The sequence below is a fragment of the Winslowiella sp. 2C04 genome (genome assembly GCF_050037805.1).
In the GTDB taxonomy this organism is placed as follows: Bacteria; Pseudomonadota; Gammaproteobacteria; order Enterobacterales; family Enterobacteriaceae; genus Erwinia; species Erwinia toletana_A.
This window is the reverse complement of record NZ_CP188300.1, coordinates 1,532,232-1,551,083: the sequence shown is the minus strand read 5'-3', so window position 1 is coordinate 1,551,083 and position 18,852 is coordinate 1,532,232. Positions and strand designations below refer to the sequence as shown.

The following is an 18,852-nucleotide window of genomic DNA, read 5'->3' as shown; positions in this document are numbered from 1 at the left end:
CGTTGCGTGACCCGATTAAACGACATGCACCTGCAAATTGTGCTGTACCAGCACATCGCCGAGGTTGTTGTCACTGACCAGCGCCGAGTTGTGGTAGACGTCAAAAATCTGTCCGTCTACCGTGCGCTGCCCGACAGTGGCCCAGACGCCGCCGTCGGTATTACTGAGCGTCACCTGACTGCCATCGGCACCTCTGATCAGCAGATCATCCTCCGGTGAGTCGGTAAGATTTAACGCCTGATTCAGATCAAGCCTGACGCTGTTGGTACCTGATTTGCCAAGATCCAGCACTTCAATATTGCCGACTTTCAGCCCCAGTGCGCTGAGGTCAAGATTCAGATGTTCGCCGGTTAATACCAGCGTATCGATACCCTGTCCGCCGTCGATATGGTCAACGTTCAGATCGCTGACCGCTACCCTGTCATCGCCGTCGCTGCCGGTGACAGAAGCACCTTGCTGTGTACTGCCATCCGCCAGCGTAATCACTACTCCGCCGATGGTGTAACTGCCCTCCGTCACAGGCGTGCTGGCGGTGAAATCCGCCATAGTCGAATCGATCGTGCCGCTGGCCGCTGTCGCGCTACTGGCCTCGTCATGGGTTTTTTCGCTGGCTTGCTCACTGCTGCTCGCCGCCAGCGAGTGAGTCTCACCATGAGTGGTCTCCTCACCGTTGGCTGAGAACAGCGATGTCGACTCTGCCGCCGCCGCCGACACCGGCAGCAACGAGCCGAGCAACAGAGTGTTGCTGGTCGCTGCCGGGTTGCCGGCAATATCTACCGCCGTTACCGTCACAATCGAGCTGAGGCTCAGTGCGGTTAACAACCCACCCGGGAATTTCACGCTATAACGACCCAGCGCATCGGTGGATGCCTGCAGAGTTGAGCCATTCAGCGTGACATTCAGCCGGGTGCCCTGCGCCAGATTTAGCGTTCCACCACTGATGGTTAATCCGGTAATCAACACACTTACCAGGCTGAGTATCGGGTCAACGCCGATGACCGGCAGCGCATGCGTTTTCGCGGTAAAGCTGTTGCCAGCCACCGCAATATTCCCCACCGCATCGGTCAGGGTAGCCAAAATGGTATAGCTGCCGTCGGCGATACTGCGCAGTACGGAGGATGGGATGTTGACGCTCCAGTTGCCGTTGGCAGCGACAGTGGTGGTATACACCGTTCCCGCCACATCCAGTGAAATCTGCCCACCAGCCGCATTAGTCGAGGTGCCGCTGATAGTTTCCGCGATTGAAGCCTCTGCCAGATTCAGATAACCGTCACCGCCAAAAATCGAGCCAATCGCTACGCCCGGCATAGTATGGGTACCGACGATGGCGCTGCCGGTGCCGGTGCCGCTATTGCCTGCGGGATTGGTCACACTGGCGGTGACAGTTTGCGTGCCATCGGCCAGCGCCAGCAGGCTGGCGGACGGTACCGAAACGCTCCAGCTGCCGCTGGCGCCAATCGTGCCGGTGAAAGTCTGAGTGCCAATTTTGACACTGATGATGGAGCCTTCGGCATTGGTGGAAGTACCGGTAATGGTCTGGCCGCTCTGGGCATCGACGGCATTCAATAAGCCATCGCCAAAGACCGCGCTGACGCTGACGGTCGGTGGTGTATTGGCGATAATGCTGACCGCGCCGGTTTTACTGGCGATATTTCCGTAAGCGTCAGATGCTGAGGCGCCGATCGTCAGCGTGCCGTTTGCCAGCGTCGCAAGGTCGGTTTTCGGCACGCTCAGCGTCCAGTTACCATTGCTGGTTACCAGTGCGCTGTAATTGTGTCCGGCAAAAGTGACGTTAACCGTCGATCCCGCAGTCAAATTGGTACTGCTGCCGCTAATGGTCTGCGCCGTGACCAGGTCGGCGGCACTCAGCACGCCATCACCGAATATCGGATTGAGCGTCAGGGTTGGTGGGTTACTGATACCCACCTGCACGCCAGCGCTAACGCTGGAAACATTCCCGACGTTATCCGTTACCGAGACGCCGACGGTCAGATTGCCATTAAGTAAGGTGCCAAGAATATCTGGCGTGACCTGTGCGCTGAATTGCCCGTTATTACCGACCGTCGCGGTGACCGTTGAATTGCCGATATTGACTTTAACAATGGAGCCAGCGGCGACATTGGCAATGGTTCCACTAATGGTCTGGGTGACCAGCGATTCCAGCAGGTTCAGCGCACCGTCACCGAACAGTGGATTAAGAGTAATGACCGGCAGATTATGAATACCCACCAGCGCTCCAGCACTGGCGCTGCCGGTATTGCCTGCGCTGTCAGTCACCGTCACCCCCACCGTCAGGTTACCATCCAGCAAGCCCTGCAGAATCGCCGGTGAAAGCGAGATACCAAAGCTGCCGTTGGCGGCAGTGCTGGTAACAAAATCTTGCCCGGCAATATTCACCACCACTTTTGCGCCAGGCTCCGCACCGCTAACCGTACCGCCAATCAGTTGAGTCAGCAGCGCATCCGCGGCATTCAGCAGACCATCACCAAACAGCGGCGAAAGCGTAACCGTAGGTGACGTCACCTTTACCACCAGGCCGGCGCTGGTCGAGGCGGTATTGCCTGCCACATCGGTCACGCTGGCACCTACCGTCAGGTTGCCATTGAGTAACGTGCCGAGAATATTTGGCGACACCACGGCACTGAACGCGCCGTTCTGCCCAACGGTTGCGGTAACATTACTGCTGCCAATATTCAGCGTGACAATGCTGCCTGCGGCAACATGATTAACCACGCCACTGATGGTCTGACCGGTCAGCAGATCAGCAACATTCAGAATGCCGTCGCCAAAGATCGGGCTGAGACTGATGGTCGGCTGCGTATTGAAGATGCCGACATTCACCGAGCTGGAAGCAGTATTCCCCGCCGGATCGACCACTTTAACGCCCAGCGCCAGCGTGCCGTCGAGTAATGCGCCGAGATCCAGCGGCGGAATCGTGACGCTCCACTGGCCCAGCGCATTGACCGTGCTCTGGTAGGATTTACTGCCCAGCGTGACGGTAACCACCGAACCGCTGGCAGCATTAATCACCCCGCCGACGGTTTGCGCCAGCGTTGACTCCAGCACATTCAGCAGATTATCACCGCCAAACAGCCCGGTAAGATTGCCAATCACCGGCAGGTTATCGACAATCGCCGTTACGGTTTCGGTCACGGTACGACTGTTGCCCGCGGCATCCGTCAGGGTCAGATTCAGCCCAATATTGCCGTCATCCAACAGCTGTAGCAGATTAGGCGGTACCACAATCGCCCATTTACCATCCTGACCGACCGAGGCGCTAAGCGTCGTGCCGCCAAGGGTTAATTCTACTTTGGCGCCAATACCCGCCGAGGTCGCCACGCCGCTGATGGTCTGAGCAACCAGCGTATCGGCGGCATTAAGGAAGCCATCGCCGAACACCGAATCCACCACCAGGTTCAGCGCGCTGTTGACCACTTTATTCACGGTCAGCGTGGCTTCAGTGCGGTTACCGGCTTCATCACTGACCCGCACGCCAAATACCAGCGGGCCTTCGGTCAGGCTTCCCAGCACCTGCGGTGTCAGATCGATACTGAAAGTGCCGTCCGGATTAACCACGCCGGTGGCAATTGGATTGCCGTCACCGAGATAGAGACCAATGGTTTCGCCTTCTGCTCCCGGCGCACGACCGGTCAGGGTCTGAGTTAACAGAATATCCAGCGCGTTGAGGATGTTATCGCCCAGCAGGGCATCGATCTGCAGCAACGGCGCGACGGTATCGACGTCGATGGTATGGCTGGCCGAGCCGGTATTGCCTGCCGCATCGCTGAGGGTGGCCGATATTGTCTGCGCCCCCTGGCCCAGCGCCTGCAAATCAGCTACCGGAACGGAAGTTGACCAGCTGCCGTTGGCCTGCACCACTGCGCTGTAGTTTTTACCGTTCAGGGTGATATTCACCGTACGACCGGCTTCGCTGGTCGAGGCGCTGCCGCTGATGCTCTGGCTGACTGTGGTTTCGCTGCTATTCAGCACATCATCCGTAGCAAAGGCATTGATCGTCAGCGTGGGTATGCCGCGATCCACCAGCAGCGTCGAAGTGGTGGATGCCGTGCCGCCGGGGCCGACAGCGGTAACGGTGACGCTGGCGTTGCCATCAATAAAGATGCCATTTGGCACATTAATGCTCCAGTTACCGTCATCACCAATCACCGGCGTGCTGCCGACACTGATGCCGTTCACCGTGACGCTAATGGTACCGCCCAACAAACCGAGATTAGCGTAACTGCCGCTAAGCGTGACCGCAGCGCTGCCGTCAGCGGCGTTGATAATGTTGTCGCCGTTCACTGGCATCAGCGTCACCAGCGTCGCTGGCGGCGGCGTCAGATTGACCGCGACGGTGATGGAGGCATTACCGATATTGCCAGCGGCGTCGGTGACCGTGACGCCAATATTACCGCTGGTGGTACCCAACTGCTCCATGGCAGCCGGCGTGACATTGACCGTCCAGTTGCCATTCGCCTGCACCACGCCAGTCAGCGTGGCTGAACCGATAGTCACCGTAACAATCGAGCCTGTGGTGGCTCCGCTGGTGGTGCCGCTGAGCGTCTGCGTAGTCAGGCTTTCGAGATAGGTCAGGGTGTTATCGCCGGTAAATGGCGTAATGGCGATCGCCGGAGCCAGCGTATCCACCACAAAACTGCTGGTGATATTCGCCGTGTTACCCGCAAAGTCGGTTACTTCAACTGCCAGACTGGTGTTGCCCTGCGCCAGCCCGGCCAACACTGGGTTTGCCAGGTCGAGCGTCCAGTTACCCGCGTTATCAACGTCCGCGTCATAATTATTTCCGGCAATCGTCACCGTTACCTGCTGCCCGGCTCCGGTTAACCCGGTCGTTCCGTTCAGCGTAGCGCCGGTCATCACCTCTTCGGCATTGAGAAAACCATCATCAAATGCCAGCGTCAGCGTCGGTAACGGCGGCGTCAGTGCGGCGGTAAAGTCCTGACTCTGCGTATTGGTGTTACCGGCGCCGTCGGTGACCGTGACGATAATGCTGTGGGTGCCGTTAGTCAGTCCGCTAAGTGCGCCAGCTGGAATAGCCACCTGCCAGTTACCGTCGGCATCAACGATACCGGTGTAACTGATGCCGTTAACATCAATTTTTAGCTGAACGCCCTGGTTCAGTCCGTTAACGCCAGTGCTGCCAGTCAGAGTGAGAGTTGTGCCGGCTTCGGCGATATTCAGGATGCCATCGATAAACGGCAGGTTGATTACCGGGTCCGGCAGCGTCAGTGCTGAAGTCACCTGCTGACTAATATTGGCACTATTACCCGCCATATCAGTGGCGGTAACGGTAATGGTATGAGGACCGTCAGCCAGGGTTGCCAGCTGGGTCGGCGTCAGATTAAGTAACCAGTTGCCGTTGGCATCCACCGTGGCGGTCAGCGGATTATCGCCGTTAAAGCCGGAAATCAGCACCGAAACACTCTGATCACCGCCAATAATGCCGGTTTTACCGCTTAACAGCTGCCCCGCTGCTGCTTCAGCAATATTCAACGCACCATCGCCAAACGGCAGATTGAGTGTAGGCTGTGGCAGATCGTTGATCATTACCACCACCGCTCCCGACACGCTGCCGACGTTACCAACGCTGCCGGTCACCGACACGGTGATCGGCCAGTTGCCGTCCGGCAGTGTCTGCAACAGACTGGCGGGCAGATCCAGCGACCACTCTCCGGTTGCTTCATCGACGCTGGCCTGATAAGCACTGCCATTAATAATCACGGTGACGGTTTGCTCACCGGTGATACCGCTGGTGCCATCCAGCGTTCCGCCCGCTGCCGCTTCTGCCACATTGAGGATGCCATCAATAAATGGCGTCAGCAGCGTTGGCTGCGGCAGACCGGTGATAATCGCAGTAAAGTCGAGGGTCGCTTCGTTACTGTTACCAGCACGATCGGTTACTACCACATCGATAGTATGATCACCGTTACCCAGTTGGGCCAGCTGCGCTGGCGTCAGCGTCGTGCTCCAGTTACCGTTGGAGTCCACCGTAGTGGTAAACGGATTACCGTCAATATTCAGCGTAACGGTCTGGCCTGCTCCGGTAATACCGGTAGTGCCGTTAATCGTCTGATTGATGCCAGCTTCAACCGCGTTCAGTGCGCCATCCACAAAAGGTGGCAGAATGGTAGCCACTGGCAGATTATTAATCAGCAAATCAACGGTAGTCGTGACTGCCGCCGGATTGCCTGCCGCATCTGTCGCATTGACTTCCAGCTGCAGCGGGCCATCGGGCAGCCCGGCCAGTGCACCGGCCGGCAGCGTGGCGCTCCATGTTCCATCGGCATTAACCAAGCCTGCAAAAGTCAGGCCGCCGACAGAAATCTCCAGCACGGTTCCGGCGGCAAGATGGGTGGCGGTTCCACTCAGTAACTGCGCGGCGGCCGCTTCACCGGCGCTTAACAGGCCGTCAATAAACGGTGTACTGATGGTCAGCAGCGGCAGCGCGTTGATTGCCACATCTAAATCGACCAGCTCAGTGGTGGTGTTGCCCGCGCTGTCAGTGACTGATACGCCCACTTCCAGCGTGCCGTCATTCAGCAGCAGTAAATCTCCGGCCGGAATAGTCAGGCTCCAGTCACCGCTGCTGTCGGCGGTAGCGGTGTACTGTTTATTGTTCAGCGTTACCGTTACCGTTAATCCAGCTTCGGTCGAGCCACTGACCAGCAGCCCGGCCAGTGCTTCTGCCAGATTGAGAATACCGTCCAGCCCAACATCCAGCGTGATATCCAGCAACGGCGCTTCGCTGTCGACGATAAAGTCGTGGCTGGCATCGGCGCGATTACCGGCGATATCCTCACCACTGGCGGTAACGGTATTGCTGCCCTGATCCAGCGCCTGCACATCTGCCGCAGGAACAGTGGTGCTCCAGTTGCCGTTGGCATCAACCGTGGCGTTATAGCTATTGCCATTCAGCGTCACCACTACCGTACCGCCATCGGGGATTCGCTGGCTGGAGCCGCTGATTACCAGTGGACTATTGGCTTCCTGGGCATTGACGATATCATCCCCGCTGACCGGATTAATCGTTAACAGTGGCTGTGAGTCCGCATCGGCAATCACCGTCACCGTGTGCGTGTTACTCGCCGGGTTGCCCGCATTATCAGTGGCGCTGGCGGTAATGGTTTGTGCACCGTCCGCCAACGCGCCAACATCGGCGGCGGGCACGGTGGCGCTCCAGTTACCCTCGTCATCGACGGTTGCGCTGTAGGTTTTGCCGTTCAGTAACACGCTGACGGTGCGCCCGGCTTCCAGATTACTGCTGGTGCCGCTGATAACCAGCGCTTCGCCTGACTCAGCCTGATTAATGTAGTCATCCTCCGACACCGCATTGATACTTAGCGTCGGCAGAGTCGCGATATTGGCATCAAGGGTCAGGGTTTGTTCGACCGTGGTGCTGTTGCCTGCGGCATCAGTTAGCGAAACGCTGACCGGATAGTCACCGTCCGCTAACCCCTGTAATGCACTGGCGGGAAGATTAACGCTCCAGCTGCCATTACTCTGCACCAGCGTTTGGTAGCTTTGACCATTAAACAGTACGGTAACCTGCTGACCTGCCTCACTGAGCGACGCGGTACCGCTGACCACCACCACCTGTTGTGCCTCGGCGGCATTAATAATGTTATCGCCAGCAATATCATTGATATCCAGCGTCGGCGCGTCGAAATCGACGCTGACGTTGCTGTCGATGGTTCCCTGATTTCCGGCATTGTCGGTAGCCGTCACCACAATCGGCAGATTACCGCTCGCCAGTCCTTGCAGGGTGTCCGCATCCAGCTCCAGCGACCAGTTGCCATCGGCATCAACCGTGGCGTTATAATCGTTGCCCCCCACACTGACCACCACCGACTGGCCGTCACCGGTTGCGCCGGTCGTGCCGCTCAGCGTCTGGGTGGTTTGCGCCTCGTCGATATTGAGATAACCATCGGTAAAGGGTGTATCCAGCGTTGGTACCAGCGCGGCGGTTTCAACCTCAATTTCACTGGTGGAGGTTACCGGGTTGCCCGCTGAATCACTGACCGTGGCGGTCAGGGTATAGCTGCCATTAACAATTCCCGCCAGTGCACCGGCTGGCAAATCAAAGCTCCAGTTGCCGCTGGCGTCGACGGTGGCGCTGTAGGTCTGACCATTAAGCACAACGGTGACGATCTGGCCTTGCTCAGCGCTGGTGCTACCAGAAATGCTAATCACAGCCCCCGATTCCAGCGCATTAACCCGGTCGTCGCCCGCAATGGTATCGATGGTTAATACCGGCGCTTCGCGATCGACGGTAAATGGCGCATCAATCGTACTGCTGTTGCCAGCGGCATCACTGACCGTAACTTGTGCACTGCTGTCGCCCTCTGCCAGCGCCTGCAATACTGCCGTCGGCAGGTTTATCGTCCAGTTACCGTTGCCATCAACCGTGCCACTGTAACTGGTGCCGTTAATAACAACACTGACGGTTTGTCCGTCACCGCTGACGCCGGTAGTGCCACGCAACGGCTGGTCGCTGCCCGCCTCGGCGGCATTCAGCACGCCGTCACCAAACGGCGGCTGAATAGTGGCATCAGGCAGTTGATTAACCAGCACATTCAACGTGGCGCTGCTGCTGACCGCATTGCCCGCCGCATCAATAGCGCTGACGCTAATCGTGGCCGGGCCATCCGGCAATCCTGCCAGCGAGGCCGGAGGAACGAGCACGCTCCAGACACCATTAGCGCCGATTTCAGCAGTAAAGGTCTGATTATTAAATGTGACAGTGACAACATTACCCTGCGGTACATTCACTGAGGAGCCGCTAATCAGCAGCTCTTCCAGCGCTTCAGCCGCATTCAGATAACCGTCGTCACTGAGGGTATTAACCGCCAGCCCGGATGCCGCACTGTTAACCTCAATATCAAGCGTGTTACTGGCGGTATTGCCTGCGGCATCGCTGACCGCAACGGTAATGGTGGCGCTGCCGTCAGCTAAACCCTGTAGCGCACCGGATGGAATTAACACACTCCAGCCACCGCTTGGCTGCACCTGAGCGGTATAAATTTGACCATTCAGCGTAACGGTTACCGTCTGACCGGCCTCAACCTGAGTAGCAATACCCGACAGCGTCTGAGCCGTTTGCTGCTCGGCACCATCGACAATATTGTTACCAGCAAAAGTATCAATGCTGATGGTCGGCAGATTATTGGCATCGGCTTTTACCGTCAGCGGGCTGTTTTGCTGACTGCTGTTGCCTGCGGCATCGGTGGCAATCACCGTCAGGTTATAGTCGCCGTCGGCCAGCTCGCCAAGCGCCGCGGCGGGAATGGTTAGCGTCCAGCTCCCGTCAGCAGCCACGGTGGTGGTGTAGTCGATACCATTCAGGCTGACGCTAATTTCCGCACCGGCTTCGCCACTGCCGCTCACCGGCAAAGGTTGCCCTTGTTCACTGGCGTTCAGCACGCCATCGCCGGACAACGTATCAACCAGCAATAGCGGTGGCAGCGTATCGACCAGCACGCTGTCGCTGCCGTTGGCGGTGTTACCGGCAATATCGCCCACCGTGACGGTGAAAGGCGTATTGCCCTGCTGTAAGTTTTCCAGCACCTGCGCCGGAATGGTCACGCTCCAGCTGCCATCGCTGGCAACAGTGCCGCTGTAGTCGTTACCGCCAAAGCTGACGGTCACCGTCTGGCCATCGCCACTGACGCCGGTGCTGCCGGTCAGCGTGCCGTTATTTTCAACATCCCCGGCGTTAAGCGAGCCGTCACCAAATGGAGGATCAATGCTGACTGCCAGCTGTGGATTCGCCAGCACATTCAGCGTTGAGGTAGCGGTAAGCGGATTTCCGGCAGCATCGTTGACCGTGGCACTGATGATCAGCGGACCATCTGCGACGCCGGCCAGCGCTCCGGCCGGGACGATGGCCGTCCAACTGCCGTCGGCGCTGACGGTAGCGTTATAACTGATACCATTGACCGTTACCTGCACCAGACTGCCTGGCAGCACATTGCTGGTCTGACCGGCGATTTCAATCGCCGCCTGCTGTTCGTTGGCGTTCAGATAGCCATCACCGGCGATCGGTTCTATCGCCAGGCTGCTGCCGCTGGTATTTACGGTGTAGCTGCCGGTAACGGTGACACTGTTGCCTGCGGCGTTACTGACGCTGACCGTCAGGCTCTGGCTGCCATCGCTCAGTCCGGCCATCGCTCCGGCCGGAATCGTTACGCTCCACGCACCGCTACTCTGTATTACGCCGCTGTAGCTGACGCCAGCCAGCGTTACCGTGACAATTTGCCCGGCTTCTACATTGGTGCTGGTGCCGGTCAGCCGCTGATCAACCCGCGATTCCGCATTGTCGACAATGCCGTTGCCGGCAAAAATATCCACGGCTACCGTCAATGTTGGCTGCCCGGTATCGAGTGTCAGATTGCTCTGCAGCGTGGTGCTATTTCCCGCCGCATCGCGTGCCGTCACGCTAAGTGGGTTTGCTCCCTCATCCAGCGCCGCCAGATCCGTAGCCGGTACTTCCAGCGACCAGATGCCATTGACGCCAACCGTAGCCTGGTACGTTTTGCCATTCAGAGTGACGGTCACGCTGTCACCTGCGCTGCCGCTGCCGCTTAACAGCAGCGGTTGCCCCTGTTCAGCGCTGTTAAGAACACCATCACCGGATGGCGTGTTAAGCGATAATGCCGGTGCGCTGATATCCACCGCCAGGCTGGTTTGCTGCGTGGTGGTGTTGCCCGCCGCATCACTGACCGTAACGCTGACCGGATAACTGCCGTCGGTCAGTGTGGCAAGATCGCTGGCCGGCACGCTAATCGACCATTGGCCATTTGGCCCGACGGTCGCGCTATAGCTGGTGCCGTTAAGAGTTACGCTGACGCTGTCACCGGCGGTGCCGGTGCCGCTTATCGCCAGCGGTTGCCCCTGTTCACTGGCATTAAGAATGCCGTCGCCAGCCAGCGTACCGATGGTAAAGGATGGCGCAGCGCTATCGACGGTAAATGGACCGAGCGCGCTGGCGCTGTTGCCGTTGGCATCGGTAGCGGTGACCCTGATATCCCAGGCGCCGTCGGCCAACGCCTGTAATGCCGTCGCCGGAATAGTCGCGCTCCAGCTGCCATTGGCCGCTACCGTCGCCGGATAATCGACGCCATTCAGCGTGATAATCACCGTGCTGCCAGCTTCTGCGGTACCGCTAACGGTTAACGGTTGATCCTGCTCACTGGCATTGATCAGCCCGTCGCCAGAAATCGGGTTGATGACAATATTCGGTGGCGTGGTGTCTACCGCTACCGGCGTGGTTAAACTGCCGCCGTTGCCCGCAATATCGCTTACCGTCACCACCACGCTGCTGCTGCCGTCCGGCAGATTCTGCAATGCCGCCGACGGTATCGTTACCGTCCAGTTTCCGTCACCATCAACGGTAGCCGGATAATTCACGCCGCCAATGTTGACCGTGACGCTCTGACCGTTGCCCGTAACACCGGTGCTGCCGGTCAGGGTTTGCGGAGTATCAGCTTCATCACCACTCAGCACACCATCGCCGAATGGCGTATCCAGCGTTGGCTGTGGTAAATCGTTGATCAATACGTTAAGGGTGGTGTCGCTGCTAACCGTATTGCCATTAATATCCACCACGCTGGCGGTTACCGTCAGTGGACCATCCGGCAAACCTGCCAGTGCCGCAGCCGGAATATTCGTGCTCCACTTGCCATCTGCCCCGACGGTAGCGCTGTAATCAACATTATTAAAGCTGACCGTGACAATACTGCCCGCAGCAACATTATTCGAACTGCCGCTGATGGTGAGATCGGACTGTGCTTCAGTAGCATTCAGATAGTCATCACCACTGATAATGCCAATCGCCACGGCGCTAAAGCTATTATCGACGGTGAACTGTTCGCTGGTACTGGCGTTATTCCCCGCCGCATCACTGACGGTAACGGTAAATGTTTGCGTGCTGTTCTGTAAACCAGCAAACGCCGATGACGGAATAACCACGCTCCAGCCGCCACCTGACTGTACCAGACCGGTAAACTCCACGCCGTTCAGCGTGACGGTGACTATTTGCCCGGCTTGTACATTGCTGGTGGTACCGGTAAGCAGCTGATCCTCACCCTGCTCGGCACCATTCAGCTCGCCGTCACCGGTAAACGGATCGACGCTAATGGTTGGCTGATTGGCCGGATCGGCCGCTACGGTTAACGGACGCGTGACGGTGGTGGTATTCCCCACCGCATCAATTACCGTAACGCTAACGGTATAAGCGCCATCGGCCAGCCCGGCCAGCGCCGATGCCGGAATATCCACGCTCCATTGTCCATTGCTGCTGACGATCGCCGGATATTCGACGCCGTCCAGCGTCACGGTTACACTGTCGCCAGCATCGCCGCTGCCGTTAACCGTCAGGGTTTCCCCCTGCTCGGCGCTGTTCAGATAACCGTCACCGGAAATCGGCTCTACGCTAAGCGCTGGCGCGGCGGTATCTACAATCAGCGTAGAACTGTCCGTCGTACTGTTGCCAACCGCATTGGTGGCCGTAATCGTGAGTGGGTAGTCGCCATCATCAATCGCGGCCAGCGCCGAGGCCGGAATATTCACACTCCATTCACCATTACTGCCGACGGTGGCGGTGTACTGCTGACCATTCAGCGTGAGGGTAATAATGTCTCCGGCGTTGGCGGTACCGCTGATTATCAACGGCTGCCCTTGCTCGGTGGCATTAATCACCCCGTCTTCGGCAATCGGATCGACCGTCAGCAACGGCTCGGCGGTATCCACCGTCAGTGGCGTCGTTTGCGTACTGGTGTTACCTGCCGCATCGCTGACTGCCACGCTCAGTGTGTAGTCACCCTCATTCAGTGCCGCCAGATCGGCTGGCGGAATCTGCACTGACCATTGACCGTTCGCGCCAACGGTAGCGGCGTACTCTTTGCCATTTAGCGTTACGATAACGCTATCGCCCGCGCTGCCATTGCCACTAATCAGCAGCGGCTCGCCCTGCTCGCTGGCGTTAAGCACGCCGTCACCGGCAACTGGATTGAGGGTAAAGTTCGGCGCGGTAGTATCTACCGCCAGCGAGCTTTGCTGCGTCGCGGTATTACCCGCCGCATCGGTTACGGTAACCGCTACCGTATAGCTGCTGCCGTCGGCCAGCACGGCCAGATCGGCGGCGGGCACAATTAGTGACCAGTCGCCATTCGCCGCCACTGTCGCGTTGTAATTCTTGCCATTCAGCGTGACGCTGACATTGTCGCCCGGCGTACCCGTGCCATTCAGCGTCAGTGGCTGCCCCTGTTCGACACTGTTAAGAATGCCATCACCGGCCACCGGTGCCAGCGTAAAGGCCGGAGGTGCGGTGATCAGCGAGAAATCACTGGTTTGCGTGCTGCTGTTACCGGCAGCGTCGGTAGCAGTCACCGTCACTGAGTAGTTGCCGTCATCCAGCCCTTGCAGGACTGCCGCCGGGATAGTGACTCTCCAGTCACCATTGTTATCGACGATGGCCGGATAATCGACGCCGTTTAGCGTCACGGTTACCGTCGCTCCCGGTTCAGCGCTGCCGTCAATCGTCAGCGGTTGATTTTGTTCATTCGCATTAATCAGGCCATCATCAGAGATCGGCTCAATACTGAGCTGTGGTGCCAAAGTATCGACGGTGACTGGCGTGGTTATCGTGCTGGTGTTGCCCGCAGCATCGCTGACCACTACCACAATAGTGCTGCTGCCGTTCGGTAACGCTTGCAGCACCTCGGTCGGAATCTGCACGCTCCAGCTGCCGTCACTGTTTACCTGTGCCGGATAGTCGTTGCCGCCGAGGGTGACGATAACGCTTTGACCCGCGCCCGTCACACCGGTATTACCGCTCAGGGTTTGATCGCTCTGCGACTCTTCACCGTTGAGTATTCCGTCGGTGAATGGGGTATCAAGGCTGGCATCCGGCAGGTTGTTGATTGCCACAATCAGCGTTCCGCTGGCAGAAATAGTGCTGCCGTTTGGCCCCGGCGTGGTGGCGGTAAGGGTTAACGGGCCGTCCGCCAGCCCGGCCAGTACGCTGGCCGGCACGGTGGCGCTCCAGCTGCCGTCCGCACCAACGGTGGCAGTATAGGTATTGCCGCCCAGCTCAAAACTGACAATACTGCCCGCCGCCACGTTGCTTGAGGTGCCGCTTACCGTCAGATCGCTCTGCGCCTCCACCGCATTAAGATAGCCGTCGTCGCTGATTGGCTCGAACGCCAGCGCGGCAAGGGTGTTGTCCACCTCAAAGCTGCCGTCACGGCTGGCGCTGTTACCTGCAGCGTCATCGACGCTGACGCTGAAGTTCTGCGTGCCGTTGCCCAGCCCCGCCAACGCGCTGGCCGGAACCGTCACCGACCAGCTGCCGTCGGCCGCCACCACGCCGCTGTAATTTACGCCGCCCAGCGTGACGGTAATTACCTGGCCCGCCTGCACATGGGTGGTCGAGCCGCTCAGCTGTTGATCGACCTGCTGCTCCGCGCCGTCCAGCACCCCGTCACCGGCAAACGGATCGAGAGTAATCGTCGGCTGATTGGCCGGATCGGCAATCACCGTCAGCGGGCTGCTGACGCTGCTGATGTTACCCGCTGCGTCGGTGGCGGTGACCACCACGCTGTAGCTGCCGTCGGCGATATTTTCTAAATCGGCGGCCGGAACGGTGACGCTCCACAGGCCGTTGCTGCCGACCGTGGCGCTGTACTGCTCGCCGTTCAGCGTGACGACAATTGCCGCGCCCGCCTCACCGCTGCCGCTGATAATTAACGGTTCGCCCTGCTCCTGCGCGTTCAGGTAGCCGTCACCGGAAATCGGGCCGTCCAGCGCCAGCGCTGGCGCGACGGTATCCACAATTACCGGCGTGGTTGAGGTACTGGTGTTGCCCGCCGGATCGGTAACCACCACTACGATCGGGTTGCCGCTGCCCTGCGGCAGGTTGCCGAGATCGCCGGCAGGAATCGTTACCGTCCAGCCGCCGTCACTGCCGACCGTCGCCGGATAGTCGTTGCCGCCGAGGGTCACCACCACCGTCTGTCCCGGACCGCTTACTCCGGTGTTGCCGCTGATGGTCTGGTCGCTGCCCGCTTCATCGCCGTTCAGCACGCCGTCGCCGCCAAATGGCGGATCGATGGTGGCATCCGGCAGGTTGTTGATTGCCACAATCAGCGTTCCGCTGGCAGAAATAGTGCTGCCGTTTGGCCCCGGCGTGGTGGCGGTAAGGGTTAACGGGCCGTCCGCCAGCCCGGCCAGTACGCTGGCCGGCACGGTGGTGCTCCAGCTGCCGTCCGCACCAACGGTGGCAGTATAGGTATTGCCGCCCAGCTCAAAGCTGACAATACTGCCCGCCGCCACGTTGCTTGAGGTGCCGCTTACCGTCAGATCGCTCTGCGCCTCCACCGCGTTGAGATAGCCGTCGTCGCTGATGGGATCGAACGCCAGCGAAGCAAGGGTGTTGTCCACTTCAAAGCTGCCGTCACGGCTTGCGCTGTTGCCCGCCACGTCATCGACGCTGACGCTGAAGTTCTGCGTGCCGTTGCCCAGCCCCGCCAGCGCGCTGGCCGGGACCGTCACCGACCAGCTGCCGTCGGCCGCCACCACGCCGCTGTAATTCACGCCGCCCAGCGTGACGGTAATCACCTGGCCCGCCTGCACATGGGTGGTCGAGCCGCTCAGCTGTTGGTCGACCTGCTGCTCCGCGCCGTCCAGCACCCCGTCACCGGCAAACGGATCGAGAGTAATCGTCGGCTGATTGGCCGGATCGGCAATCACCGTCAGCGGGCTGCTGACGCTGCTGATGTTACCCGCTGCGTCGGTGGCGGTGACCACCACGCTGTAGCTGCCGTCGGCGATATTTTCTAAATCGGCGGCCGGAACGGTGACGCTCCACAGGCCGTTGCTGCCGACCGTGGCGCTGTACTGCTCGCCGTTCAGCGTGACGACAATTGCCGCGCCCGCCTCACCGCTGCCGCTGATAATTAACGGTTCGCCCTGCTCCTGCGCGTTCAGGTAGCCGTCACCGGAAATCGGGCCGTCCAGCGCCAGCGCTGGCGCGACGGTATCCACCAGCACCGGCGTGGTCGAGGTACTGGTGTTGCCCGCCGGATCGGTAACCACCACCACGATCGGATTGCCGCTGCCCTGCGGCAGGTTGCCGAGATCGCCAGCAGGAATCGTCACCGTCCAGCCGCCGTCACTGCCGACCGTCGCCGGATAGTCGTTGCCGCCGAGGGTCACCACCACCGTCTGTCCCGGACCGCTTACTCCGGTGTTGCCGCTGATGGTCTGGTCGCTGCCCGCTTCATCGCCGTTCAGCACGCCGTCGCCGCCAAATGGCGGATCGATGGTGGCATCCGGCAGGTTGTTGATTACCACATCCAGTTGACCGCTATTGGTCACGGTATTGCCTGCGCTGTCAGAGACGCTGGCGGTAACAACCAGCGTGCCATCTTCCAGCACGCCAAGTGCCGAAGCCGGAATGGTGGCACTCCAGCGACCATCAGCCCCGACTGTTGCCGTGTAATTGACACCGTTAAAGCTAATGGTAACGGTACTGCCTTCAGCAACCCCGGTAGTGGTTCCGCTGATAATCAGCGGTGATTGCGCTTCGGTGGCATTGAGATAGCCATCTTCGCTGATCGGTTCAAGGGCAATACTGCCGCTGGTATCCGGCTCGACAATCAGTGAACTGCTGTCGCTGGCGCTAACGCCTGCGGCATTGCTGACGCTGGCATTAATCGTGATAGTTCCGGCCGCCAGCGCTGCCAGCGCCGAGGAAGGCACCACAACGCTCCAGCTGCCATCTCCCTGCACCAACGCACTATAGGTCACGCCGCCCAGCGTGATGGTGACGGTTCTGCCCGCTTCAACATTTGTGGTCGTGCCGCTAAGTGTCTGGTCGATTTGCTTCTCTGCGCCATCCAGCACATTGTCACCGGCGAAATCATTCAGTGACAGAGTGGGTGGCTCCCCCGCATCGCCGGTCACCGTAATATTCAGCGTGTCATTAGCGCTGCTTCCGGCGCTATTACTGACGCTGGCGCTGATGGTAGCGTTGCCGTTAGCCAGCGCCTGCAGTGCCGCAGGCGGTACCGATACGCTCCAGCTGCCGTTAGCCGCAACGGTGGCGGTATAACTGACGCCGCCCAGCGTGATGGTGACGGTGCTGCCCGCTTCAACATTGGTGGTGGTGCCGGAAATGGTCTGGCTGCTGCCTTTCTCATCGGCATCGAGAATATTGTCACCGGCAAAGGTGCCGATGGTGATGGTCGGGATCTCCACCGTTGGCCCGGTTACGGTAATCGCCTGAGTATCGCTGGCGCTGGTGCCCGCCGCGTCGCTGACCGTGGCGCTGATGGTGGTGTTGCCGTTAGCCAGCGCCTGCAGTGCCGCAGGCGGTACCGATACGCTCCAGCTGCCGTTAGCCGCAACGGTGGCGGTGTAACTGACGCCGCCCAGCGTAATGGTGACGATTCTGCCCGCTTCAACATTGGTAGTGGTGCCGGAAATGGTCTGGCTGCTGCCTTTCTCATCGGCATCGAGAATATTGTCACCGGCAAAGGTGCCGATGGTGATGGTCGGGATCTCCGCCGTCGGCCCGGTTACGGTAATCGCCTGAGTATCGCTGGCGCTGGTGCCCGCCGCGTCGCTGACCGTGGCGCTGATGGTGGCGTTGCCGTTAGCCAGCGCCTGCAGTGCCGCAGGCGGTACTGATACGCTCCAGTTGCCGTTAGCCGCAACGGTGGCGGTGTAACTGACGCCGCCCAGCGTAATGGTGACGATTCTGCCCGCTTCAACATTGGTGGTGGTGCCGGAAATGGTCTGGCTGCTGCCTTTCTCATCGGCATCGAGAATATTGTCACCGGCAAAGGTGCCAATGGTGATGGTCGGGATCTCCGCCGTCGGCCCGGTTACGGTAATCGCCTGAGTATCGCTGGCGCTGGTGCCCGCCGCGTCGCTGACCGTGGCGCTGATGGTGGTGTTGCCGTTAGCCAGCGCCTGCAGTGCCGCAGGCGGTACCGATACGCTCCAGCTGCCGTTAGCCGCAACGGTGGCGGTGTAACTGACGCCGCCCAGCGTAATGGTGACGATTCTGCCCGCTTCAACATTGGTGGTGGTGCCGGAAATGGTCTGGCTGCTGCCTTTCTCATCGGCATCGAGAATATTGTCACCGGCAAAGGTGTTAATGGTGATGGTCGGCTGTTGCGGCGCGGGCGGGTTATTATTCTCCCCATCCCGACGACCGCTGCCGCTGCTGCCTCCGCTAGCCGCCGCAATGGCTCCCCCGGCAATACCAAGCAAGCCGAAGCCAGCGGCGGTAAAGATGTCATCATTATTCTGATTATCCGCCAGCAACAGCGCATCAATATTACTGAGCGATTCATACTGCGGATTTAGCACTACCACCGCATTGGGATCTGCCGCAGCGCTGGTCAGCGGGAACAGCGCATGTTGTGGAGGGTTGATGCCATCATCAAACACCAGCTCACTGTGCAGGCCATCCACATCATCGAGGAAAAATTGTTTATAGCGCACCACGCTGCCGTCACGCATATGCAGGATCAGGTCATTACCCTGCCGTTCAAACTCGGTGACCATCTCACGAGTGCCATTTATCTTTATCACACTCGGTTCAGTCAGCATCACCGAGTGGGTAAAACCGCCGTTGACCTGAGAGATAAGTGTTCCATTATCGCGCGAGATAACATCGACGCGGCCTTGATTAAGCTGTGCCATTTATATGACCCCTTACACACCAGTTGAGGTGATATGTCGCGCGCATAAACTTAATTAAACCTTCACAATTGCGTGCGACATAATCGTTAATGTTTACGTTTATTGATATCTAAACCTGGCATC

The 18,852-nt window shown here is 59.1% G+C and carries 1 protein-coding gene; it reads right to left on the bottom strand.

All coding sequences use genetic code 11. The annotated features are described in order from the left end of the window. Positions 1 to 15 precede the first annotated feature (15 nt). Complete coding sequence (locus ACP3TC_RS06680; protein WP_426817820.1) at positions 16 to 18,729, bottom strand: Ig-like domain-containing protein; 18,714 nt, start codon at positions 18,727 to 18,729, stop codon at positions 16 to 18. Positions 18,730 to 18,852: the final 123 nt, after the last annotated feature.